This window comes from Bradyrhizobium sp. SZCCHNS3002 (assembly GCF_032377435.1).
Lineage (GTDB): Bacteria > Pseudomonadota > Alphaproteobacteria > Rhizobiales > Xanthobacteraceae > Bradyrhizobium.
Window position 1 is genome coordinate 501113 of sequence record NZ_JAUHHY010000002.1, and the last position, 24058, is coordinate 525170.

The 24058-nt window shown below is 66.7% G+C and carries 20 protein-coding genes; 10 read left to right on the forward strand and 10 right to left on the reverse strand.

The window, feature by feature from the left end; all coding sequences use genetic code 11:
• Window positions 1–126 precede the first annotated feature (126 nt).
• Window positions 127–1101 (forward strand): YeiH family protein, encoded by a 975-nt coding sequence (locus QW845_RS06735; protein ID WP_315800929.1) that lies wholly within the window; start codon window positions 127–129, stop codon window positions 1099–1101.
• Between the two features lie 7 nt (window positions 1102–1108).
• Window positions 1109–2011, forward strand: a complete 903-nt coding sequence (locus tag QW845_RS06740) for a LysR family transcriptional regulator (RefSeq protein ID WP_315800827.1) — start codon at window positions 1109–1111, stop codon at window positions 2009–2011.
• Between the two features lie 141 nt (window positions 2012–2152).
• On the opposite strand, the gene QW845_RS06745 is transcribed toward QW845_RS06740, so the two are convergent.
• From QW845_RS06745 to QW845_RS06760, 4 genes are all read right to left on the reverse strand, one after another.
• Entirely contained in the window at window positions 2153–3310 is a 1158-nt protein-coding gene (locus QW845_RS06745) for an IS481 family transposase (protein WP_315800828.1), read from the reverse strand.
• Between the two features lie 115 nt (window positions 3311–3425).
• Entirely contained in the window at window positions 3426–4673 is a 1248-nt protein-coding gene (locus QW845_RS06750; RefSeq protein ID WP_315800829.1) for an NAD(P)/FAD-dependent oxidoreductase, read from the reverse strand.
• Window positions 4674–4775: 102 nt separating this feature from the next.
• On the reverse strand, window positions 4776–6602 hold the full coding sequence (gene typA / locus QW845_RS06755; protein WP_315800830.1) for a translational GTPase TypA: 1827 nt from the start codon (window positions 6600–6602) through the stop codon (window positions 4776–4778).
• Between the two features lie 360 nt (window positions 6603–6962).
• The gene (locus QW845_RS06760; protein WP_315800831.1) at window positions 6963–7724 is read right to left on the reverse strand and encodes a Crp/Fnr family transcriptional regulator; all 762 of its coding nucleotides are present in this window, start codon (window positions 7722–7724) and stop codon (window positions 6963–6965) included.
• 168 nt (window positions 7725–7892) lie between these two features.
• On the opposite strand from QW845_RS06760, the gene QW845_RS06765 reads away from it, so the two are divergent.
• Complete coding sequence (locus QW845_RS06765; protein WP_315800832.1) at window positions 7893–8267, forward strand: response regulator; 375 nt, start codon at window positions 7893–7895, stop codon at window positions 8265–8267.
• Between the two features lie 45 nt (window positions 8268–8312).
• On the opposite strand, the gene QW845_RS06770 is transcribed toward QW845_RS06765, so the two are convergent.
• The gene (locus QW845_RS06770; RefSeq protein WP_315800833.1) at window positions 8313–9884 is read right to left on the reverse strand and encodes an alkaline phosphatase D family protein; all 1572 of its coding nucleotides are present in this window, start codon (window positions 9882–9884) and stop codon (window positions 8313–8315) included.
• 139 nt (window positions 9885–10023) lie between these two features.
• Complete coding sequence (locus QW845_RS06775; RefSeq protein WP_315800834.1) at window positions 10024–11370, reverse strand: TAXI family TRAP transporter solute-binding subunit; 1347 nt, start codon at window positions 11368–11370, stop codon at window positions 10024–10026.
• Window positions 11371–11719: 349 nt separating this feature from the next.
• Between QW845_RS06775 and QW845_RS06780 the strand changes: the two genes are divergently transcribed.
• Complete coding sequence (locus tag QW845_RS06780) at window positions 11720–12022, forward strand: 4a-hydroxytetrahydrobiopterin dehydratase (protein ID WP_315800835.1); 303 nt, start codon at window positions 11720–11722, stop codon at window positions 12020–12022.
• 105 nt (window positions 12023–12127) lie between these two features.
• On the forward strand, window positions 12128–12541 hold the full coding sequence (locus tag QW845_RS06785) for a YkvA family protein (RefSeq protein ID WP_315800836.1): 414 nt from the start codon (window positions 12128–12130) through the stop codon (window positions 12539–12541).
• Between the two features lie 120 nt (window positions 12542–12661).
• On the opposite strand, the gene QW845_RS06790 is transcribed toward QW845_RS06785, so the two are convergent.
• From QW845_RS06790 to QW845_RS06800, 3 genes are all read right to left on the reverse strand, one after another.
• Window positions 12662–13837 carry a TAXI family TRAP transporter solute-binding subunit gene (locus QW845_RS06790; RefSeq protein WP_315800837.1) on the reverse strand — a complete coding sequence of 392 codons (1176 nt, stop codon included), beginning with the start codon at window positions 13835–13837 and terminating at the stop codon, window positions 12662–12664.
• Window positions 13838–13985: 148 nt separating this feature from the next.
• On the reverse strand, window positions 13986–14996 hold the full coding sequence (locus QW845_RS06795) for a hypothetical protein (RefSeq protein ID WP_315800838.1): 1011 nt from the start codon (window positions 14994–14996) through the stop codon (window positions 13986–13988).
• A 533-nt stretch (window positions 14997–15529) separates the two neighbouring features.
• Window positions 15530–16504 (reverse strand): NADPH:quinone oxidoreductase family protein, encoded by a 975-nt coding sequence (locus QW845_RS06800; protein ID WP_315800839.1) that lies wholly within the window; start codon window positions 16502–16504, stop codon window positions 15530–15532.
• A gap of 262 nt (window positions 16505–16766) precedes the next feature.
• On the opposite strand from QW845_RS06800, the gene QW845_RS06805 reads away from it, so the two are divergent.
• From QW845_RS06805 to argG, 5 genes are all read left to right on the forward strand, one after another.
• A complete protein-coding gene (locus QW845_RS06805; RefSeq protein WP_315800840.1) occupies window positions 16767–17378 on the forward strand; it encodes an invasion associated locus B family protein in 612 nt (203 codons plus the stop codon).
• Between the two features lie 115 nt (window positions 17379–17493).
• On the forward strand, window positions 17494–18705 hold the full coding sequence (gene rlmN / locus QW845_RS06810) for a 23S rRNA (adenine(2503)-C(2))-methyltransferase RlmN (RefSeq protein WP_315800841.1): 1212 nt from the start codon (window positions 17494–17496) through the stop codon (window positions 18703–18705).
• A gap of 166 nt (window positions 18706–18871) precedes the next feature.
• Entirely contained in the window at window positions 18872–19357 is a 486-nt protein-coding gene (locus tag QW845_RS06815) for a hypothetical protein (RefSeq protein ID WP_315800842.1), read from the forward strand.
• A gap of 46 nt (window positions 19358–19403) precedes the next feature.
• Entirely contained in the window at window positions 19404–20183 is a 780-nt protein-coding gene (locus tag QW845_RS06820; protein WP_315800843.1) for a phosphatase PAP2 family protein, read from the forward strand.
• A 102-nt stretch (window positions 20184–20285) separates the two neighbouring features.
• Window positions 20286–21623 carry an argininosuccinate synthase gene (gene argG, locus QW845_RS06825; protein WP_315800844.1) on the forward strand — a complete coding sequence of 446 codons (1338 nt, stop codon included), beginning with the start codon at window positions 20286–20288 and terminating at the stop codon, window positions 21621–21623.
• Between the two features lie 232 nt (window positions 21624–21855).
• Here argG and QW845_RS06830 read toward each other — a convergent pair whose 3' ends face one another.
• Window positions 21856–23916: an OmpA family protein gene (locus tag QW845_RS06830; protein WP_315800845.1), complete on the reverse strand. Its 2061-nt coding sequence runs from the start codon at window positions 23914–23916 to the stop codon at window positions 21856–21858.
• Window positions 23917–24058: the final 142 nt, after the last annotated feature.

Sequence of the window (24058 nt, forward strand, 5' to 3'; positions counted from 1 at the left end):
GAAATTCTTCTCCCCAGACCTGGTTTGGGAGAGATTTCCATGACTGCCCCTTCGCATGATCTGATCGCCGATGCGCCCATTGCCGTTCATCATCGACCTTCGCACGCGCCGGCGGCATCGGCGCTGCTGCCCGGGCTCGCGCTGTCAGCCGCGCTCGCGGCCGGCGCCTTCGGGCTGCGGCTGCTGCCGGGCCTCGGCCTGTTCAGCCCGATGATCCTGGCGATCGTGGCAGGGATGGCGCTGCACAACGTGGTCGGCACCCCGGCGCGCGCCAAGCCCGGCGTCGCCTTCTCGATGCGCCGCGTCCTGCGGCTGGCGATCATCCTGCTCGGCCTGCAGCTGACGGCGGCCCAGATCGTCGAGGTCGGCGCGCGTGGTCTCGCCGTGATCGCGCTGAGCCTCACCGGCACCTTCCTGTTCACGGTGTGGATGGGACGGCTGCTCGGCGTCAACCGCAAGCTGGCGGAGCTGATCGCCGCGGGGACCTCGATCTGCGGCGCGTCCGCCGTGATCGCGACCAACACGGTCACGCGCGCCCATGACGAGGACGTCGCCTATGCGGTGGCCTGCGTCACGGTGTTCGGCTCGATCGCGATGTTCATCTATCCGCTGCTTCCGGCGCTGCTGCATCTCGACGCGCACGCCTTCGGCCTGTGGAGTGGCGCCTCCATTCACGAGATCGCCCAGGTGGTCGCGGCCGCGTTTCAGCAGGGCCAGCAGGCCGGCGAGTTCGGCACCATCGCCAAGCTGGCCCGCGTGATGCTGCTGGCGCCGGTCGTGCTCACGCTCGGCCTGCTGGCAACGCGGCGTGTGCGCCATGGCGGCGAGACCCGGGGCAATGCGCAGCCGCCACTGCCCTGGTTCGTGTTCGGCTTCATCGCGCTGGTCGGCCTCAACAGCGTGATCAGCATTCCCGCCGAGATGAAGACGGTGATCGTGACGACGACCACATTCCTGCTGTCGATGGCGCTGGCCGCGATGGGACTGGAAACCGATTTCGCCAAGCTCAAGGCAAAGGGCCTGCGGCCGCTGGCGCTGGGCCTGCTCGCCTTCCTGTTCATCGCAGGCTTCAGCCTGGCCCTGGTGAAGCTGACCACGTAGGACGCATGTGACGCTCGAACAGCTCAGGATTTTCGTTGCGGTCGCGAACCGCGAGCACGTCACCCAGGCGGCCCGCGACCTCAATCTGACCCAGTCGGCGACATCGGCGGCCGTGGCCGCGCTCGAAGCCCGCTACGAGACCAAGCTGTTCGATCGTGTCGGACGCCGCATCGTGCTCACGGCGACCGGGAAGGCGTTTCTCGTCGAAGCAAAGGCGGTGCTGGCGCGCGCGGCCGCAGCCGAGACCGTGCTGAACGATCTCGCCGGCCTGAAGCGGGGGCAGCTGGCGCTGGCCGCGAGCCAGACCATCGCCGGCTATTGGCTGCCGGCCTTCATTCACCGTTTCAAGACGGCGCATCCCGCCATCAAGCTGCAACTGTCGATCGGCAATACGGAGCAGGTGGCGGACCGGGTGCGCGAAGGCTCCGCCGATCTCGGCTTCGTCGAGGGCGACGTCGACGATCCCGCGCTCGCGGCCCAGCCGGTCGCCGAGGACGAGATGGTGCTGGTCGGGCCGATCGATCATCCGTTGTGCCGCGGCGCGTCTGTCACAACCAGAGACCTGAAGACGGCACGCTGGGTGCTGCGCGAGCAGGGCTCCGGCACGCGCGCCGTGCTCGAATCAGCGCTCGGCGGGTTCGGGATCGCGCCAGCCGAGCTCGACGTGGCGTTCGATCTGCCGTCCAACGAAGCCGTGCGCGGCGCCGTCGAGGCCGGCGCCGGCGTCACGGTGCTGTCGCGCCTCGTCGTGATGCGCGCGGTCAAGGCGGGCCTGCTTGCTGTCGCCAATATCGAACTGCCCAAGCGCCGCTTCTACAGCCTGCGCCACAAGGAGCACCATCAGACCCAGGCTGCGCGGGAGTTCCTGCGAATCGCAGGGGAGACCGCGGCTGTCGACACTCATCGGTGACGGCTGAACCGCGAAAATCACAGAGAGAATCGAATCTGGATCAACGAATTCCGTCATCGCGAGCGCAGCGAAGCGATCCAGAACTGCGACCACCTGCGTGACCCTGGATTGCTTCGCTGCTGTTTAGCCCGGAGACATAGCTTACACCTGTTCGGGGACATGGTTGACACTTTTGGGGTCACGCAAATCGATCGCTGCGATCTGATGAGCGGCAAAGAAAACTCCGAATTTTCCGTCTTGGCTGAGTGGACGAATAGCGAGTCGCTCACCGCGAAAGGCTTGAGGGACTTTCCAGAGCCGTCCCTCGAAACTGACATAGGCCTTCGTGCTCGACACGGAACGGACGATCTCCCCCTCGTCGTAGTCCACCGTCGGAAGGCGATCCGGCATGGTGCGTTGGCTGGGCCGATAGCGGCTTGCCGGCACATTGAAGTCGAGAGCCTCATGGGGGCGGTCGAGATTGTAGACGGCTCGCCATTCGTCGAGTGCCCGCTGGACATCGGGAAGGTCCCTGTAACGCTTGAAGGCAAAGACCTCGGCCTTCAGGCTGCGGTGGAAGCGTTCGTTCTTGCCGCGGCTCTGGGGATGATAGGGCCGGCTATGGATCGTTCGAACGCCGAGCTTCAGCAGCCAGACCGTCAACGCGGTCCAGGGGTCTTCGAGAGTAAAGCCCCAGGGGCCACCGTTGTCGACGAACATCGCATCCGGCAGTCCATAGCGGCGGAACGTCGTCTCCAAATGTCCTTTGACCGTAGAGCCGCGCTCATTGTCGCAGGCCGCCAGGCACAAGGAAAAGCGCGAGTGATCGTCCAGCGCGGTGAGCGGATGACAAGACACACCGTTCTCCAGCGCACTGTGTCCCTTGAAGTCCATCTGCCACAGCTGATTGGGCGCATCCTTCTCGAACCGCGTGTAGGGCTGCCCGGGCGTGCCGCCAGGCTCCGTCACCCGATCGTAGCGGCGCAGGATGTTATGCACGGTGGAGATCGCCGGGACAGCTTGCCCATCGCGATCGAGACGATGCGCGAGCTTGCGCGCGCCCCAGGCCGGGTGAGCATCGCGCAACGCGACAATCTGCTGCTCAGTCGCAGCTGCGGTGCGCTCCGGACTTCGATGCGGCCGCCGCGACCGGTCCGCCAGCGTCGTATCGCCGGCGTCAGACCGCTCGATCCATTTGTAGCCGGTCTGGGGGCTGATGCCGAACCGCCGACACAGCTGCCGCCGGTTGGCTCCCTCCTGCTTGGCAAGCATCACAAACTCTCGTCGCTGGTCCATGACAGACACCTCTCGCCACGGCATCGCTCGCCCCTTTGCTTGACGAATCGAGCCAATTTTGAGGTGTCAACCATGTCTCCGAACACCTGTCAGCCATGTCCCCGGGCTGAACACTGCGCTCGCAATGACGAAGGAAGGACTAGGGCTTACGTAACGATGCCAACGCTTCCCGCGCCGCCCGCTCGCCCGAGTCTCGCGCGCCATGGGCGGTGGAGAAGAAGTCCGATGGCGTCGCTTCCCCAGCGAAGAACAGGCGGTCATCGACCGGCGCGGCGAGCACCGCGCGCTTGTCGGCATGGCCCGGCAGCGCATGCGAATAGGCGCCGCGCGCGAACGGGTCGGCACCCCAGCGCGACTCGGCGAGCGGCTTGAGACTTTTGCGGATGTCGCCGCCGAGCAGCGCGACGACGTCATCGATCGCCTGGGCCGCGAGCGCGCCCTCGCCGGCCGCTTCGATGTCGCGGGCGAAGCTGCCGCCGTAGAAGCCTTCGATGCAAGGCTGGCCGAACGGGCGCAGCTGGAAGCTGCCGACCCGCGCGGTGCTGCTGCGGCCGCGCATCCCGGAATCTTTTGGCAGGTGCTCCCAGCCGTCGAGCGCCAGCGTCACCTTGTTGTCGAGGCCGAGCGGCAGACCGGCGGCGGCTTCGACCTTGGCCGGCAATCCGGGCGTAAAGCGGATCGCCTCGTCCGCGATGAGACTGGTCGGCACGGTGACGATCACCTTGTCGGCGGTCAGCGTGCCCTGGGATGTCGCCAGACGGATCCGCTTGTCGCTGTGATCGATCCGCGTGACGTTGCAGTTCAGCGCGATTGGCAGGCCGGCACCATAGGCGGCAACCAGCGCGCCATAGCCGCGGCGGATCCGCCAGTTCAGCTCGGTGTCCTCATAGGCCTCGAAGTCGAGCAGTGACATCTGCTCGAGCTCGCAGCCGTTGAGATAGGTGCAGATCGCATCGATCATGCCGTTCCAGCGATTGCCGGGCTCGAGGCAGATGCTCGCAGGCGCATCGCGGCCGCTCTTGGCAGCATCTGCCGTGCGGGTGAAGAACGCTTCCAGCGCGCGAACAAACTCCTCGCGCTCCGCGCGGGGGAAGGCCGCCTCATAGGCCTGGTCGCGCCACGGCGGGCGCGACTTGTCGATGGCGAAGGAAAGCTGCTCGGCGATCGCGACGAAGGAATTGCGGTCGGCCGAATGCAGCCAGCCGCAGCCGAGATCGAACGTCACCTCGGGCGACGCCGTGATGGTGTGAGCGCGGCCGCCGATGCGGTTGCGCGCCTCCAGCACGATGAAGGAGACGCCCGCGTTCTTCAGCGCGTGTGCGGCGCCGAGGCCGGCCGCGCCGGCCCCGATGATGGCGATGTCGGTGGAGGGTGGAAGACTGCTCATGAACAGGGCGAATAGCGAATAGGGAGTGGCGAATAGGGACGCGGATGCTGCGGCAACATCGGAATACCCTACTCGCTATTCGCTACTCGCCATTCGCAAATCTTACGCCACCGCTTCCTTCTGCTTCTCGGCGCGCTTGCGCTCGTTCGGATCGAGGTGCTTCTTGCGCAGGCGGATCGACTTCGGCGTGATCTCCACCAGCTCGTCGTCCTCGATATAGGCAAGCGCCTTTTCCAGGGTCATCCGGATCGGCGGGGTCAGGCGGACGGCCTCGTCCTTCGAGGTGGTGCGGATGTTGGTGAGCTGCTTGCCCTTGAGGACGTTGATCTCGAGATCGTTGTCGCGGGTGTGCTCGCCGACGATCATGCCCTTGTAGACCTTCCAGCCCGGCTCGATCATCATCGGGCCGCGGTCCTCCAGCTTGAACATGGCGTAGGCCACGGCCTCGCCCTGATCGTTGGAGATCAGCACGCCGTTGCGGCGACCCTGGATCGCGCCCTTGTACGGCAGGTAGTTGTGGAACAGGCGGTTCATGATCGCCGTGCCCTTGGTGTCGGTCATCAGTTCGCCCTGATAGCCGATCAGGCCGCGGGTCGGCGCGTAGAACACCAGCCGCAGACGGTTGCCGCCGGACGGCCGCATCTCGATCAGCTCGGCCTTGCGCTCGCTCATCTTCTGCACGACGACGCCGGAATGCTCCTCGTCGACGTCGATCACGACTTCCTCGATGGGCTCCAGGGTCTGGCCGGTGGCCGGGTCCTTCTCGAACACGACGCGCGGACGGGACACGGAGAGCTCGAAGCCTTCGCGGCGCATGGTCTCGATCAGGATCGCGAGTTGCAATTCGCCGCGGCCGGACACTTCCATCGCGTCCTTGTCCTGCGATTCCACCACACGCAGCGCGACATTGCCCTCGGCCTCGCGCAGCAGGCGGTCGCGGATCAGGCGGCTGGTGACCTTGTCGCCTTCGGTGCCGGCGAGCGGCGAATTGTTGACGATGAACGACATCGACACGGTCGGCGGATCGATCGGCTGCGCCTGCAGCGGGCTCTCGACGACCGGATCGCAGAACGTATCGGCCACGGTGCCCTTGGTGAGGCCCGCGATGGCGACGATGTCGCCGGCTTCGGCGAAGTCCACCGGCTGGCGCTCGAGACCCCTGAACGCCAGGATCTTGGTGATGCGGCCGGTCTCGATCAGCTTGCCTTCACGCGACAGCACCTTGACCGCCTGGTTCGGCTTCACGGTTCCGGAGGCGATGCGGCCGGTGATGATGCGGCCGAGATAAGGGTTGGCCTCGAGAATGGTGCCGAGCAGCCGGAACGGGCCCTCTTCGACCACCGGCGGCGCCACATGCTTGATGACGAGATCGAACAGCGGCTGCATGCCGTCCTCGTGCGAGGCATCGGGCGAGGTGCCCATCCAGCCGTTCTTGCCCGACCCGTACAGGATCGGAAAATCGAGCTGCTCATCGGTGGCATCGAGGGCGGCGAACAGGTCGAACACCTCGTTGACGACTTCGGTGATGCGCGCGTCGGGCCGGTCGACCTTGTTGATGGCGACGATCGGCTTCAGGCCGAGCTTGAGCGCCTTGCCGACCACGAACTTGGTCTGCGGCATCGGGCCTTCGGCGGCATCGACCAGCACGATCACGCCGTCGACCATCGACAGGATGCGCTCGACCTCGCCGCCGAAATCGGCGTGGCCGGGGGTGTCGACGATGTTGATCTGGGTATCCTTCCACTGCACCGAGGTGCACTTGGCCAGAATGGTGATGCCGCGCTCGCGTTCCAGATCGTTCGAATCCATCGCGCGCTCAACCTGACGCTGGTTTTCGCGATAGGTACCGGATTGCTGCAGCAGCTTGTCGACCAGGGTCGTCTTGCCGTGGTCAACGTGGGCGATGATAGCGATGTTACGGAGGTTCATGGTCGGTGTCTTCTAAGCTTTCTCAAGAGCCCGTGCTCTGTCCCCGGCGGGGCGCGCGCTTTATGATAGTCGAATCAAGCTGTTAGCTTTGCGACGCGCGCTCGCGAAACTCGTTCGGCGGCAGGGGCCGGCAGCCCCAAATAGGAAGCCCGGCCAATCGACCGGGCAGACCTCGCGCGTTGCGGCGCAATATAGGCAGAAAATGCCAAAAAACAATGACTGCTTTCAGGAGCGAGGAGCAGTTTCCGGGCGGCTGGCTATTGCCTCCGCCGCCACGCGCCTCCGGCCGCGCGGAAGAAAACGCTGACGGCCGACGCGGCCGCTGCGCCCATGCGCGTAAAGTCAATGGCGCCTGCGGGCTCAGCCCGCCTCGGCCTGCTCGGTCGGATAGACACCGCGCAGGACCTCCTCGAAATGGGTCTTCACGGCCTCGTTGCACAGGCAGGAACGGCGCTTCAGCGCGTCGAAGTCCCGCACCATGAAGGCGCCGCGGCGGGTTTCGAGAATGCCCTCGGCCCTGAAGGTCTGGACAACCCGGCTGACGTAGCTGCGGCCGACGCCCAGCAGGGTGGCCAGCTGCTCATGCGTCAGCGGCACGATCGGCTCGCCATCGGTGCGGTCCATCGCGGCCACGATCCACTTCGCCGTGCGCTGCTCGATCGAATGGATCGCGTTGCAGGCGGTCGACTGGAACATCTGCGCCAGCATGCAATCGGCGTAGCGCGCGAACACGTTGCGCAGCGTCTTGGATTGCAGCTTGGCGGCCGCCAGGCGGGACAACGGCAGCCGGGCGAACGGGCCGCCGAACTTGACGACGATCCGCGTATAGGCGGGCAGGAAGCCCTCGCTGACGATCCCGCCGACGGCGCCCTCGCGGCCGACCAGGATGGTCTCGACGTCGCGACCGTCCTCATTGGGAACGAGATAGGACGTCAGCGCCGGCCCGCAGGGAAAATGCACGATCTGCACGTCGTCGCCCGGACTGTAGAGCAGCTCGTTCGGCGTTGCCGTGTCCTCGACCAGATTCGGCGAGATCAGCGCGTAGTCGGCCGGACTGAGCCGCCGCAGCAGGTTGTTGTAGGGCCGTTCCCGGCTCAGCGTGGTCACACCCTGGCTCAGCATCGTCATCCCCCGTGCGCAACGCATGTGCGTGATCCGTGCTCCTTGTGTTCACAAGTGCACCGACAGAGGAACTCTGATATGCTGCCTTGGTTCCAGGAACCCGCCAGCGCGCTCGAGAGGAGGCGCCGGCCGCGGGGTCCGTCCCTCCTCCTGGAACCCGCAGATCCCATGACCAGCTCGCAATCAGGCGTGCCCGAGTTCTATCAGCATGTGCTGGTCGTCGAAGACGACCCCATCATTGCGCTCGGATTGGAAGACACGATCACCGACCTCGGCGTTCCCGACATCAGGATCGCAGCCGACGTCGCCACCGCGCTCGCCATGATCGCCGAGCGTGTCCCGCAATTCGCACTCCTCGATGTCGGCCTGGTCCGCGAGAAGAGCTTTGCGATTGCCGAGCGGCTGGCGGCGCTCGGCATTCCCTTCGCATTCTCGACCGGTTATGGCGCCGACCGCGTGCCGGCCGCATTCGCCGACCGGCCGCGGCTGCCGAAGCCGTGCCCGACCGAGGCGCTGGAGGCCGTGCTGCGGCGACGCGATTAGTTGCCGTCGCAGCACGCGATCGTATTGCCGCCGAGCAACAAGACCTCAGCCGAGCTTCGGATCGAGCGTGGTCGACCACAGCGCGACGTCGGCGCGATCCCGCAGGGTCACGGTCATCTGGCCCGTTGCGCCTTCGATCTTGACGTGGCCGAAGAACTGCATCCCGGCCGATGGCGGCAGGTTCTGCTTGTCGAGGCCGGGCGCCTTGATGAAGCGCACCTCGGGGCCGAAGGTATTGTCGAGCTCGTTCGGACCGAACGTGCCGGCATGCAGCGGACCGGAGACGAACTCCCAGAACGGCTCGAAGTCCTGAAACTGCGCCTTGTTCGGATCGTAATAATGGGCGGCCGCGTAGTGCACGTCCGCCGTCAGCCATACCGTGTTCTGGATCGGCGCCGTCTTGATGAAGCGCAGGATCTCGGCGATCTCGAGCTCGCGGCCGCGCGCCGGGCCGTCACCCTGGGCGATGGCTTCCGAGCCCTTCTTGTTGGCCGCGTCGTCATAGACGATGATGCTGAGCGGCATGTCGGAGGCGATCACCTTCCAGGTCGCGCGCGAATTGAGCAGCGCCTGCTTCAGCCAGCGCATCTGCTCCGGCCCGATGAAGTAGGACGCCGGACCATATTTGTCCTCGAGATTGGGACCGTTGGCGCCGCGGTAGCTGCGCTCGTCGAGCACGAACACGTCGAGATGCGGGCCATAGTTGATGGTGCGATAGACGCGGCCCGGCTCGATGATGCTCTCGCGCATCGGATACATCTCGTGGAAGGCGCGCGCGGCGCGGGCCGCGAGCAGCTGGATGTTGCGCTCCTTGTAGCTCGCCGGCAGCTCCTTGGAGGCCGACCAATTGTTGGTGACCTCATGATCGTCCCACTGCACGAAGATCGGCACCTCGGCATTGAAGGCGCGAACGTTCTCGTCGAGGAAATTGTACTTGTGGGCGGCCCGGAATTCATCGAGCGTCTCGGCGACCTTGGCCTTCTCTTCCACGGTGAGGTTCTTCCACACCTTGTTGTCCGGCAGCTTCACCTCGGACTTGATCGGACCGTCGGCATAGACGGTATCGCCGGAATGCAGGAAGAAGTCCGGGCGGTGCTTCTTCATCGTCGCAAAGGTGAACATACCGCCATCATCGGGGTTGATGCCCCAGCCCTGCCCCGCCACGTCCCCGCCCCAGACGAACGAGACGTCGCGCTTGTTGCCGGGCGCGGTGAGGAAGCGGCCGGCCACAGCCTCGCTTTCGACCGCGGTATGCGACAGGTCGCGGAACTTGACGCGGTAGAAGATGTCCTGGCCGCTCGGCAGGCCATCGATCAGCATCTTGGCCGTGAAGTCGCTTTCCGGAAGCGCCGCGATCGGTGGCAGCGCCCGCGCGTCCTTGAACGATTCGGTGGTCGCCACCTCGACCAGCATCTGCGACGGCCGGTCGGCGCGCGCCCAGACCACGCCGCCATCCATGCCGACGTCGCCGGACTGCACGCCATGCGTGATCTGCGGCCGGTCGGCGGCGCGGCTCAGATAGGGCATCGCCAGCGTCGTGACGCCGGCTGCGGCGGCCGTCGACAGGAAGCGGCGGCGGGACAGGGCTGTGTGCGGTCGAGGAATGCGAAGCGTCATGCGGATCTCCTGGTCGGATCGCGCGCGGGAGCAGGCGCGAGTCACGGCCCGGCAGACCTAGGAAAGATTGATGACGCTGGAATTACAATCGCGCCCCGGCCGCCGCGTGACACGGCCGCAGCGCAAGCGTGGTCCGACCTCAGGTGCCGGCGGCACGCAACTGCGCGCCGGTTCGCTGCAGATTGGCGGGCATGCTCATCAGGATGAGCTTGCGATCGGCCACCGCGTTGTGGAACTGCTCGAGCGCGATGTTGAACGCGGTCAACGCAGCGTGCTCGATCGCACCGTCCTCGAAGAAGGTCAGCGTGTTGCGCAGGATCTCGTCGGCCTCGCTCTGCAGCAGGTCGAGCTCCTCCGTCGAATCGCTCCTGCGCGCGATGGTGATCATTTCGAGCAGGCGATCGCGCAGCGAGCTGTTGATGGTGCGTTCGTCGCGCTTGAGATAGCCGGCGAACCAGGCGCCGGCCGAGCCCATCGCCGACAGCGCCATCAGGCTCCACCAGATGTAGTCGCTGTAGCGGTCGAGGAAGGTCTTCTCCTCGCCGTCGACGAACGCCGCCGCGCCGGGATGAGCGGGGATCGCCGCGTCCTTGTCGGTGTCCGGCGTCTCGATCTTGGCGGCAAGCGGAAATTCCGACAGCAATTGCTGGCGCACCGAGAACAGCTGATGCGTAAACGTCGAGACCGTCGATTCGGCGAGGCCCTTGCGTGCCACGATGTGGTGATTGAAGCTGATCGTCTTCACTTCATCTTCGGGGCGATCGGGCGCCCCGCCGAACGCGCCGGCCGGAATCTCGGTAGCCTCGTATTCAGGATGGTTCTGTGCGATGGCGGCGGCGGAATCGATGGCCAGGAAGGTCGGAGGCCCGCCTTCCTTGGTGGCGGCGGCGATCGCATCCGTCGTGATCTTGCTGTTGATGGGACCGGCCGCCAGATAGACATCCGCCCTCTGGCTTCGGACCGCTTCGGCGGCCTCGGTTATCGGGAACTGGACGATCTCGACCTTGCTGGCGTCGACGCCATACTGGCGCAGGATGACCTTCAGCAGGTTCGCGTTCGCCGGCGTCCGGCCGATGATGCCGACCTTGTGGCCCGCGAGCTGCGAGATCTTCGTGATCTTGGCGCCGCCTTTGCGGTTCTTGCCCTTGCCGGACGAGGGCACCCAGAGGACGACGACGTTCTTGCGCAGCGTCGCCACCGCCTGTGCGTTCTTTGGGACCTCCAGGTCACCCCGCACGATGGCAAGATCCACCTTGGTGGCGGCCAGCGCCTGCGCGCTCTCGGCGGCGCCCTCGGTCGGAACCGGCCGCAGCCTGACGGAGGCGTGCGACTGGGAAAAGGCCTGGGTCAGGGCCTGGACGACCTTCAGGTCGTCGCTGTTGGGCGGACCGACCGCGATCTTGAGCACCACGGGACGCATCGCAAAATAGTAGGCACCCGTCAAAGCGCCGACGACCGCGAGGATCCCGGCGATGACGATGAACACGGCAGGGCGCATCCGTGAGCGCTGCGCTGGCGTGGTCTGAGTATCGACCAGATCCCGTCCTCCGGTGGTCCCAGGCCCGGGCGATGCCACAGGCGGCTTCGTCTGGCCACGTCGTCCTTCGATAGAGCTGAACTGTAGCAAATTTCTTGTCCGCCCGGGGTGACATCTGCGTCATGGTTACCACCGCACCAGCCACCGGGGGATCGGGACAGGTCCGAGCCCCTCCGGCAACGGCCTGTGACAAGGCTCTGATCGGGCGGACCCCGGCGCGATCCGGCTGGAGGTAGACCCCGCAATCGCCCGGATGTTGCCACGTGTCCGGTCGATTGCACCACGAGAGGAGATCGAGATGCCGCAACGATTGTCGGCGGAGGCACGCGCCACTGCCTTGCGGGAGCTTCCCGGCTGGTCCGAGGCGGTGGGCCGTGAGGCCATCGCCCGCACGTTCACATTCACAGACTTCAACGAAGCCTTCGGCTTCATGACCCGCGTCGCCCTGGTCGCCGAAAAGGCTGACCATCATCCCGAGTGGCGCAACGTCTACCGCACCGTCGAGGTGGTCCTCACGACCCATGACGCCGGCGGCGTGACCCTGCGCGACATCGAGCTCGCCAAGGCGATGAACGCGATCGCCGCGACGATGCGCGGCTGAGGCCTTGGCGACGACGGTACGCGCCTTGCGGCCGGCGTCGCCATCACCACATCCGAGGGCGAGGACCGCGCCCCCGGCGCCGTCTGGAACCGGAGATCGGACATCATGTCGGATGCGACCGACTACAGCGTTGGCTTCGAGCCCGCGGAGCGGCTGGCCCGGGATCGCGAGACCCTTCGCCGTCGTTTCTGGATCAAGTTCAAGAAGGTTGTCGCGCGGTTGCCATTCGCCGAGGAGCTGCTTGCGGCGTATTACTGCGCCTTCGACAAGGAGACACCCCGGCACGTACAGGTCGCCCTGCTCGGCGCCATCGCCTACTTCGTCGTGCCGTTCGACTTCATGCCTGACGTGCTGCCCATCCTCGGCTTCACCGACGACGCGGCGGTGCTCGCCACCGCCATCCGCATGGTCGCCTCGAACATCACGCCCGACCATCATGCCGCCGCCCGCGCCGTACTCGCGCGGCTGGCGGCAGACAAGAACGCTGACGTCGCGAAGGACGGCGAGACGATCGGCTGACGACGGCTCCGGCCGGGCAAGCCGGGCGCCCGCAGTCAGCGCCTCGGAAGGGCGCAAAAGCAAAAAGCCCCGCATCCGCGGGGCTTTTCTCTTGATGGGACGTCGTCGAACGCTCCGAGCTCAGCGCTGGCCGCGCGCCTGGGCGCGGGCGCTGCCGGTCTTCTCGGCCTCCCAGGCCTGGTACTGCTTGAACAGCGCCTCGCGGTCGGCCTGGCTGGGCATCGCCCTGCCGGCGCTGCTCTGCTTCAGGAAGTCGTCGAAGCGGTCGCGTTGCGCGCCTTCCATGGCATGGCTCTCCAGCCATTTGCTGGCGGACGGCAGCCGCTGCCAGCCGGCGAGCGGGGCCGACAGCGAAACCTCCTTCCACTTCGGATGGAACGGCGGATTCTGGAATGCCGGGAATTTGGTGAAGAAGGCGTCGACGAAGGTTGCGAGCTTGCGATAGCGGTCGGTGTTCGGCGCCCAATTGTAGGCGGCGAGCACGGCCGGCACCGCGATCGTGTCGACCTTCTCGCCCTCGGCGATCAGGTTCGGGTAGTCCTTCGCCGTCAGGGTCGCGGGCAGATAGTCGGTCTGCAGCGGTCGATCGTAATCGACGTTGACGAGATGGAAGCGGCCGTCGTTCACGAAGGTCGAGACCGACTTGTAGGGCTTGCCGCCGACCACGATGACGGCATCGAGCTCGCCGCGCTTCAGCTTCTCCATCGCGATGCGCTGCTCGATGTAGGCGAAGTTGGCGCGCAGGCCAAGCCGCTCGAACACCGTCAGCGCCGTGACGAAGGTGCCGCCATTCGGCAGGTCGACGCTGACGCGGCGGCCCTCGAGGTCACGCAGGTTGCGCACCGCGCGCGGCGCGATCACCTGCATCTCTTCATTGTAGAGCTTGGTGACGTAGGTGAACTGCCGCTTGATGTCCTTGGCGAAACCCTTGCGCTCGAGATAGTCGAGCGTATCGGCGCGGACGATGCCGAGATCGACGCCCTGCAGGAACAGAATGTCGGCCACGCTCTGCACCGAGCCGCGGCCGACGATCGGCAGGACGCGCAGATTGTTGCCGTCGTCGAGCAGCGAGGCCAGGTCGGCGCCGAACTGCACATAGGTGCCGCCGATCGTGCCGGTGATGAGCGTCACCGTGTTGGCGTTCAGCGCCTGCTTGGTCTGCACCGAGCCGAACTGGAAGATCGCCTTGAGGCTGTCGCTCACCTTGGCCGGGTCGAACTCGCCTTCCTCGGCGTGGGCAGCAAAACCGCACGCTATCATCATTGCGGCTAGGGCCGCTCCAACAAGACGTCGCATCTGTCCCCCTTGATGTAAGGCTGGCACATGGTTGCGAGCCGGACGCGGGCAGCGCCAAGTCTCGGCTGGCGTCGCCCCTGAACGGACCCGAAAATCATGCGTGAAACAAAAAAATGAAACGGGGCGGCATCGCTGCCGTCACGAGCGTTCAGTTCTGCAGCTGATCGAGCCTGCGCTGCGCCTCTGACGAGCCGAGTTGGGCGGCGCGGCGGTACCAGTTGCGAGCCGCAGCCGGATCGGCATTGATATTGCGGATGTCCTTCGTTCCCAGCACGTGGGGATCGTAGGTCTGCGCCAGCATCAGCGCCGCGGCCGGTTCTTGCGCCTCGGCGGCGCGCTCCAGCAGCAGTCGCGCCGGCGGGATGTCACCCGCGGCCAGCAGACTCTTGGCGCGTTTCATGATGCCAGCGAGTTCGTCGGGATCGAGCCGGCGGACCTGCGCGGGCGGCGGAGCGGCGGTCACGGCGCCGAGGCCGGGTGCGACGATTGCCGATCCCGCGCCAGGCGAATTGATCGAGGACGGCTCCATCGCGCTCGGGGCCGGCGCGGCCGGTGCCGTGGCGAAGCTCGGCGGCGCTGCAACCGGCGCAGGCTGCGTCACGCTGCGATTCTGCAGCGCTGTCTGGTAGGCGTTGGCGATGTCGTCACGCGTCGGGGCGACGGCTGCCGTCTGCACCGGCGCCGCAGCGGCAGCCGGCGGCTCGGGCGGCAGTCGCGCCGGCTCGTTCAGCTGCATGTCGCGCGCGGTGAGCTGCGTGTTGGTGGCCTGCGGCGGGGCCGTCGGATCCGGCGTGGCGCCGATGATGGAAGCCTTGGCACTGGCGATCAGGTCGCGCGTCGCATCCGAGGTGACAAGCGCGAAGAGCACCGCGACGCCGGCCGCAGCCACCACGGCGAGAAGGATCCGGGACGAGATCGAGACGCGGCGGGTCCGCGCCGGCCACTGGTCCTCGAAATGCGTGCTGTCGATCTGATTGCCGCTCTCATACTCAGAGAGGAACATCGGCATCGATTCGTCGTTTGGATAGTTGTCCTGGGTCGACCGGCCGAAACGATAGTTCGGTGGGCGCTCCTGAGGGAGTTCGTCGGGGAAAGGCCTGAAGTCAGGCTCCGAAGGAGTTCTGTTGTTGAAACGTCCGCGCGTCGTCCGCTCAGCCATGGCCTTCATCCCCATCTCAACTTCACGCAACATACTTTTGGTCCCAAGCCCGTCAGAAGCTCGAGACACGTCACGATTGCCAGAGGCACCCCACTGCCGACAACTAATTGACTAATTGAATCCGACTAAAAGTGGACGAGAGCCGGCATGATTCTGGAAATATTTTGATCTGATTGTGGCGACGCACGTGCGACATCGCACGGCACCAAATCCAGAAACGTCGAGATAACAACGGCAAAGCCTTACAATTAACCATGCCATAATGTGGCGAGGTTGCGTTAACCAAGAAACGCTCGTTTTCGGATTTTCTGCTTCCGGTTGCGAATCCGTGACGCCGGCGCGGCAGCCCGCCGAACAAATTTGCGACCGCCGCGCATCGCGCGGATGTCACAGCGACCTCGGGCCGGCTCGGCTCGAGCCTTGCGCCCGCAGAACAGACAGGGCTCTGCCCGGTTTGGTTGCGCGGATCAGGGCGAGGCGAGGCTACCCCGGGGGAATACAGCAACCCCGGGGGCCTTCATCGCGCGACGTCCTCAGGGGTGCAGGATCACCTTGCCCATCGCCTGGCGGCCGGCCAGCACCTTCAAGGCATCGGCGGTCTGCGCCAGCGGGAAGGTGCGGTCGACATGCGACGACAGCTTGCCCTCCGCGGTCCACTGCACCAGCTTTTCGAGGTTCGCGCGGTTCTTGGCGGGGTTGAGTCGGGTCCAGGCGCCCCAGAACACGCCGCGGATATCACAGCCCTTCAGCAGCGCGAGGTTCAGCGGCATCTTCGGGATGTCGCCGGCGGCGAAGCCGATCACCAGGAACCGGCCCTCCCAAGCGATGGAGCGCAGCGCAGCCTCGGCGTAGGTGCCACCGACGGGATCGAAGATGATGTCGGCGCCCTTGCCGTCGGTGAGCCGCCGCAGCCCCTCCTTGAGATCCTCCTTGGCGTAGTTCAACGTCAGCGTCGCGCCGTGCTGCCTGGCGAATTCGAGCTTCTCGTCCGAAGAGGCACAGGCGATGACCTTCAGCCCCATCAGCTTGCCCAGCTCGCAAGCGGCAAGGCCGGTGCCGCCGGCGGCACCAAGCACGGCCAGCGTCTCGCCCGGCTTCGGACTGGCACGATCCTCCAGCGCATGCAGCGCGGTGCCGTAGATGATGATGATGCCGGCGGCGCGATCGAAATCGAGATTGTCCGGAATCTTGACGATCGACGCGGCCGGCAGCGCGATCTTTTCGCGCGCGCCGTTGTGGCCGCAGGAGGCGACGACACGGTCGCCGACCTTCAGGTCGGTGACGCCATCGCCAACGCTCTCGATGACACCTGCGACCTCTGCGCCCGGCGAGAACGGGAACGGTGGCTTGATCTGGTACTTACCCTGGATCATCAGGATGTCGAAGAAGTTCAGCGCCGCCGCCTTGATCGCAATCACGGCCTCGCCGGGACCGGCCACCGGATCTGGCACCTCGGTGAGGACGAGATCGTCGGGCTGACAGAATTGCGAGCAGAGAATGGCTTTCATGGGCGCTCCTTGGTCGTTGCCGCCGGATCGAGGTCCGGCTTTGGGAACGTCATGCCGGATTTGCCGCCGCGCCACAATCATCATCGGGCCGCGGCATGGGCGCGGCGCCGGCCCGAGGACGCGAAGCGCCGGACAATCCGGCTCTGCGGCCTTTGCAAGCGGTGCATTTAGCCGCTATCCATCGCGACCACGGTCAGCGATTCCGGGCCATTTTCCAGTCACAATATTGGTGGAACGAAGTCGCGGGGGAACTCAACGTATCATGTTGTTCGGGCGATTGTTGACAACGCTGGTCGGCGGCGTGCTGCTGTTCGGAGCTCCGAGCCTCGTCGTGGCACAGAGCGCCGCGCCAAAGGCCGCAGCTCCGCATCCGAAGGCCGCACCGAAATCGGAATCGAAGCCGGCCGTTCCCAGCATCGGCGGCGCGGAACCGACGCTGATCGGACAGTTCGGCGGCTGGGGCGCCTACACCGCGATGCCCGGCGGCAAGAAGGTCTGCTTCGCGCTGGCCAAGCCGACAACCTCCAAGACCAATCCGCCCAACCGTCCGCGCGATCCCGCCTATGCCTTCGTGTCGACCCGGCCCTCCGAGAAGGTCTTCAACGAGGTTTCGATCATGATCGGCTATGCGCTGAAGCCCGGATCCGACGCCGCGGTGGAGGTCGGCGGTGCCTCCTATGCCATGTATACCCAGGGTGACGGGCTCTGGATCAAGAACGCCGCCGAGGAAGAGCGGCTGGTCGAGGCCATGCGCAAGGCGCCCGAGGCGGTGGTCAAGGGCGTTTCGGCCAAGGGCACGGAGACCACCGACGTGTTCTCGCTGAAGGGGCTCGCCCAGGCGCTCGACCGCATCGCGCAGGATTGCCGCCGGTAGACGGCGGCCGCCGGTACCGCTCGTCAGGCGGGTCGCATTTGCCGGCCGGATCGTTATATAACCCCGCTGAACGCCTTCGGCCGCCGCGGCCGGGCAGCACTTTGGGCCCCTCGACATGGCAACGACTGCCGGGCTGCGCGACTCCTCTGCGCCCCTCGAAAAGACTCCGCTCGAAACCTACGTCCCGCCGGCGAAGCCCTCGCTGATCGGCCTGTCGCGTGCGGAGCTGGCCGCGAGACTGGGCGAGGTCGGAGTACCCGAGCGCCAGCAGAAGATGCGGGTGCAGCAGTTGTGGCACTGGATCTATTTCCGCGGCGCCAGCTCGTTCGACGAGATGACGTCGGTGTCGAAGGACACACGCACCGCGCTGGCCGAGCATTTCACGGTCGACCGCCCCGAGGTCGTGGCCGAGCAGATCTCCAACGACGGCACCCGCAAATGGCTGCTGCGGCTGCCGAGCGGCGACAATCTGCAGAAGGCCCACGAGGTCGAGTGCGTCTACATCCCCGAGACCGATCGCGGCACCTTGTGCGTCTCGTCGCAGGTCGGCTGCACGCTGAACTGTTCGTTCTGCCACACCGGCACGCAGCGGCTGGTGCGCAATCTCACCGCGGGCGAGATCGTGGGCCAGGTCATGGTGGCGCGCGACCGGTTGAACGACTGGGCCGACCGCGAGACCCCGCTCGGCAACCGGCTCATCACCAACATCGTCATGATGGGGATGGGCGAGCCGCTGTACAATTTCGACGCGGTGCGCGACGCGCTGCTGATCGTCTCGGACAACGAGGGCATCGGCATCTCCCGCCGCCGCATCACGCTGTCGACCTCGGGCGTGGTGCCGAACATCAAGCGCGCCGGCGAGGAGATCGGCGTCATGCTGGCGATCTCGCTGCACGCGGTGCGCGACGAGCTGCGCAACGAGCTGGTGCCGCTCAACAGGAAGTACCCGATCGCCGAGCTGCTGCAGGCCTGCCGCGACTATCCCGGCGCCTCCAACGCACGCCGCATCACCTTCGAATATGTGATGCTCAAGGGCGTCAACGACTCGCTCGACGACGCCCGGCTGCTGGTCAAGCTGCTCAAGGGCATTCCGGCCAAGATCAATCTGATCCCGTTCAATCCGTGGCCGGGCTCGGCCTATGAATGCTCGGACTGGGAGCAGATCGAGAAGTTCTCGGAATACGTCTTCAACGCCGGCTATTCCTCGCCGGTCCGCACCCCGCGCGGCCGCGACATCCTCGCCGCCTGCGGCCAGTTGAAGTCGGAGACGGAGAAGCTGTCCGCACGGGAGCGTCAGGCGCTGCGTGCGATGGCGATGACGGATTGATTGTCCAATCGCTGACAACTCTGAGCAACCTCGTCATGCCCGGGCTTGACCCGGGCATCCATCTGCCACGATGACCATCTCGACTAGGAGATGGATGGCCGGGTCAAGCCCGGCCATGGCGAGTGGAGAAAGCAGGGCCTTGATTGTCTAACATGGATTTCACGTCATGGCGCTGATCGGCCGTCTCGTCGTGATCGCGTTCGCCTTTCTCGCCGCGTGCTTCCTGGCCGGGCTGATCGTCGTGACCGCGATCCTGTTCCCGGAGTTCTCCGATCTCGGCAACGGCCCGATCGACCAGGGCGCGTTCGAGGTCATCATCGGCTTCGGCTTCATCTTCGTGTCGGGGTTCGCGCTGATCCCGGCGCTGCTGATCGCGCTCATCACCGAGGCGTTCTCGATCCGCAGCGTGCTCGCCTATGCGATCGGCGGCGGCGTGGTCGGCGCCGCCTGCTATCTCGGCCTGGTCCCGTTCGATCCCGAGACCTTCCGGTTCGAGGGCATAGTGCGCCGCCATCTCGAGATCCTGACCGGCGCCGGCATCGTCGGAGGGCTGGCCTATTGGCTGATCGCCGGTCGCAACGCCGGCCGCTGGCGCGAGCCGTCGCCGCCTCTCCCGCCCCCCCCTCCGCTTCCGTCGGGGTCGCCGCGGTGAGCGCGCGGCCTTTCCATCGCGACCCGCTTTCGCTAAACCGCGCGCCATGAACCGCACTGGACTCTTCATCGCATTGTCGCTCGCGCTCGTCATCGGCGTGCTGTTCGGCGTCTATCCCGAGCTCGACCTCAAGCTCGCCGCGCTGTTCTACGATTCCCACACGCGCAGCTTCCCCGTGAAGCTCGACGGCTATGCCGCGTTCGCGCGCGATGCCGCGATGTGGGTTGCCTGGGGCATCGCGCTGCCGTCCATCGTTGCGCTGGTGGTGAAGCTCACCCGTCCCGACCGGCCGCTGCTGGTGAAGGGCCGCACCATGGCGTTCCTGCTGCTGACCTTGTCGCTGTCGGCCGGCGTGCTCACCAACTTCACCTTCAAATCCTATTGGGGCCGGCCGCGCCCGGTCGTCGTGACCGAGTTCGGCGGCGACATGCAGTTCGTGCCGTGGTGGGATCCGCGCGGCGGCTGCGGCCGCAACTGCTCGTTCTTCTCCGGCGAGGGCGCGACCGCGTTCTGGACCCTGGCGCCGGCCGCGCTGACGCCGCCCGCCATCCGGCCCGTCGCCTACGGCGCCGCCGTCCTGTTCGGCATCGCCACCTCGGTGCTGCGGATGGCGTTCGGCGGACATTTCTTCACCGATATCGCCGCGGCCGGCCTCGTCACTTTCATCGTGATCTGGCTGCTGCACGGCTACATCTACCGCTGGCCGTCCACCCGGCTCACCGACGCCGGCATCGACGCCGCCCTGACCCGCTTCGCCTGGCCGGGCTTCCGGCTGATGCGCCGGCTGTTCGGCCGCCGCCAGCCCGGCACCAGCCCCGCGGCCTGAGCGCGGCGTGAAGGCGATTAATCGCGTGCCGAGCGGGGCGAAATCTGCTATCCGCGCCCGAATTTCTGAGCGGCATAGCCCTAAACACTGGTTGGACTCCCCATGACCACGATCCTGAAAAGCCTGCCCAAGGGCGAGAAAGTCGGCATCGCCTTTTCCGGCGGCCTCGACACCAGCGCCGCGCTGCTCTGGATGAAGCAGAAGGGCGCGCGCTGCTTCGCCTACACCGCCAATCTCGGCCAGCCCGACGAGTCCGACTATGACGAGATCCCGCGCAAGGCGCTGAGCTTCGGCGCCGAGAAGGCGCGCTTGGTCGATTGCCGCACCCAGCTGGTGCATGAGGGCATCGCCGCGATCCAGTCCGGCGCCTTCCACATCTCGACCGGCGGCATCACCTATTTCAACACCACCCCGCTCGGCCGCGCCGTCACCGGCACCATGCTGGTCGCCGCGATGAAGGAGGACGGCGTCAACATCTGGGGCGACGGGTCGACCTACAAGGGCAACGACATCGAGCGGTTCTATCGCTACGGCCTGCTGACCAATCCAAACCTCAAGATCTACAAGCCCTGGCTCGACCAGCAGTTCATCGACGAGCTCGGCGGCCGCGCCGAGATGTCGGCGTTCCTGACCGCCAACGGCTTCAATTACAAGATGAGCGCCGAGAAGGCGTACTCGACCGACAGCAACCTGCTCGGCGCCACCCACGAGGCCAAAGATCTCGAGAGCCTCGACAGCGGCATCCGCATCGTCAACCCGATCATGGGCGTGCCGTTCTGGCGCGAGGACTGTGTGGTCAAGCCGGAAACCGTCGTCGTCCGCTTTGAGGAGGGCCAGCCGGTCGCGCTGAACGGCCAGACTTTCGGCGACGCCGTGGCGCTGTTCCTGGAGGCGAACGCGGTCGGCGGTCGCCATGGTCTCGGGATGAGCGACCAGATCGAGAACCGCATCATCGAGGCCAAGAGCCGCGGCATCTACGAGGCGCCGGGCATGGCGCTGCTGCACATCGCCTATGAGCGGCTCGTCACCGGCATCCACAACGAGGATACGATCGAACAGTACCGCATCAGCGGCATGCGCCTGGGACGCCTGCTCTACCAGGGCCGGTGGTTCGATTCGCAGGCTTTGATGCTGCGCGAGACGGCGCAGCGCTGGGTGGCGCGCGCCGTCACCGGCGAGGTGACGCTGGAGCTGCGCCGCGGCAACGACTACTCGATCCTCAACACCGAGAGCCCCAACCTGACCTACCAGCCGGAGCGGCTGAGCATGGAGAAGGTCGAGGACGCCGCCTTCACGCCGGCCGACCGCATCGGCCAGCTGACGATGCGCAATCTCGACATCACCGACACCCGCTCCAAGCTGAAGCTCTATTCGGACACCGGGCTGCTGTCGGGTTCGGACGGCGCGGAGATCTTCCAGCTCGGCCACGACAAGGGCTGAGCGAGGCCTGCTGGGCTCGCGCGACAATCACCGGTGCCGTCCCTGCGAACGCATGGACCCACTGGCTGGCGTGGTGAGGGCTGGGTGTCGCTCCAGCCGTCGCAAAACTACACCCTGGGAGTATGTGGTCCCCGCGTTCGCGGGAAGACATCGAGTTGGCCGCGACAGATTGCCTCCAACGAAAAATGGCCGGGATTGCTCCCGGCCATTTGCATTCGTCGTTGGGATCAGCTCATCGCGGCGGCGCCACGCCCGGAGGCGGCGGAGGCAGTGCGGCCTGACCGCCGTTGAGCAGCGGCGTGATGCGGCGGACCGTGACGCGCCGGTTGATGCGGCTCGGTCCCTGCGTCTGCTCCTTCAGGTACTGCGCGCCGTAACCCTGCGACGTCAGGTTCTCGGCGGGCACGCCGAACTGCTGCGTCAGCAAGGTGGCGGCCGATTCGGCGCGGCGATCCGACAGCGACAGATTGTCGGTATCGTTACCGACCGCGTCGGTGTGGCCTTCTATCAAGAAGACCTCGCGCGGGTTGCGCTGGATCGCCTGGTTGAGACCGTCGGCGATGACCTGCAGCTTCGCCACCTGGTCGGGACTGATCTCCCATGATCCCGTTTCGAAGGTGATGGTGTTGAGATCGATCGACGGCATCAGCTGGCGCACCGATGGCGAGTAGCGCACCTCGTCCAGCGAATAGCGGCGCTGGACGCGCTCGACAGGCGGCGCGATCAGCGTGTCGTAGATGACATCCGGCGGCGCCTCTTCGGCGTCGACGATGTAGCGGTTGTAGGGGATGCGGATCTCCGGCGGCGGCAACTCGACATAGAAGCCGCCGACCGCAGCCGGATCGCGATAGGTGTTGTCGATGATGATGATCTCGCGGCCGCCGATGTCGCGGCGGATGCGCCGCAACAGCCGGCCGTCGGGCGCGGTGACCGTCACGATCTGGCTGCCGTCGGGACGGATCACGACGGTGCGGGTCTCGCCACGCTCCTGCTGGACGCGGATGTCCCGCGCGCCGTAGCGGAAGCGCTCGAGCTCATCGTGGCGCACGAACTCTTGTCCGCTCGGGTCGCGGACAATGACGCGGCCGGGCTCGTAGATCACCGTGCGACCACCCTCCTGAACCTCGCGGCGCTGGCCGCGGAAGTCTTCCAGCCGCTGCGGCCCGGGCATCGGAGCGCCCGGTGCGATCGGCGTGAGCTGCTGGGGCGTCGGCGGGGGCGGCGCCGGAAGTGGCGCGGCGACCTGCGGCGGCGGCCGATTGGACATGGCCGGGGGACCGGCAGGCGGCACGGCGCCCGGCCCGGCCTGCGGCGCGCCGGCGGGTCCCGGTCCGGGTCCAGCAGCACCGGGACCTGCCGCCGGGGGCGCCGCCCCCGGGGCACCCGGGGGCGTTCCCGGACGTCCGCCGGGCGGGCTGCCGGCGACGGGCGGCGTGCCTTGCTGTGACGGCGTCTGGCCGGCCGGAGGCGCGGGTGGCGCCGGCGGAGTTCCCGGAGCAGGCGCGACGGTGCCGGCGGGCGGGATCGGAGCCCCGCGCGGCGGGGGTCCGCCTTGCGGGGAACCGGGCGGCGGGCCGCCAGCGCCCGGACGGCCTCCTGGTCCACCGGACGGTGGAGTAGGCGCGGCCGAGGGTTGCGGCGACGGGCCCGCGGCGGGTGGCGGCGAATGGGGCGGTGTTGCGCCAGCCGGAGGCGGCGGGGTTCCTGGCCGCTGATTCGGCGCAGCACTCGGCGGCGGGGGCGGAGCTACCACGGGCGGCGCAGGCGGCGTTGGCCGCGATGGTGCCGCCGCGGGCGGCGGCGGAGCGGGCGGAGTTGCTGGACGCGGAGGCTCGCGCACCACGGGCGGCGGGGCCGGCGGATGCGCCGGAGGCGCTGCGACCGGGGGCGGCGGCGGTGTCGGACGCGGGGGAGCCGCCGGCGGCGGGGGCGCGGGGCGCGGTGGCTCCGCACGGGGTGGCGGCGGGGGAGGTGGCGGCGCGGGACGCGGTGCCGCAGCCGGGGGAGGCGGTGGGGGAGCAGGACGCGGCGGAGCCGCCGCGGGCGGCGGCGCAGGCGGTGCCTGATGGGGCGGTGCAGCGGCCGGCGGCGGGCCAGCCGGCCGCTGAGGCGGGCCTGGCGGTTGACCATGCGGCGGCTGCTTGGGCCGACCGTCCGGGCCGACCTCGCCGCCGGGGCCGCCTGGACCTTGCGCCATGATCATCGGCGCGCTCTGCGCGTGGGAGCCGGAGCTCATCAGTTGCATCGCCGACAGCGCAGTCGTCGCCAGCAGCAGGACGCGAAGTTTGCTCATGTGTCTTGTTTTCCCGGAACGATCTTTTTCAAGCACGGAGAGATCAACGAGTATGGGTTAGGCCGGATTGTGGCGCAGTTCAAATCCGCAGGCGGATTTATTTCGACGCGAAGCCACCACCGCAGGGCCGCCATTCAGGTTT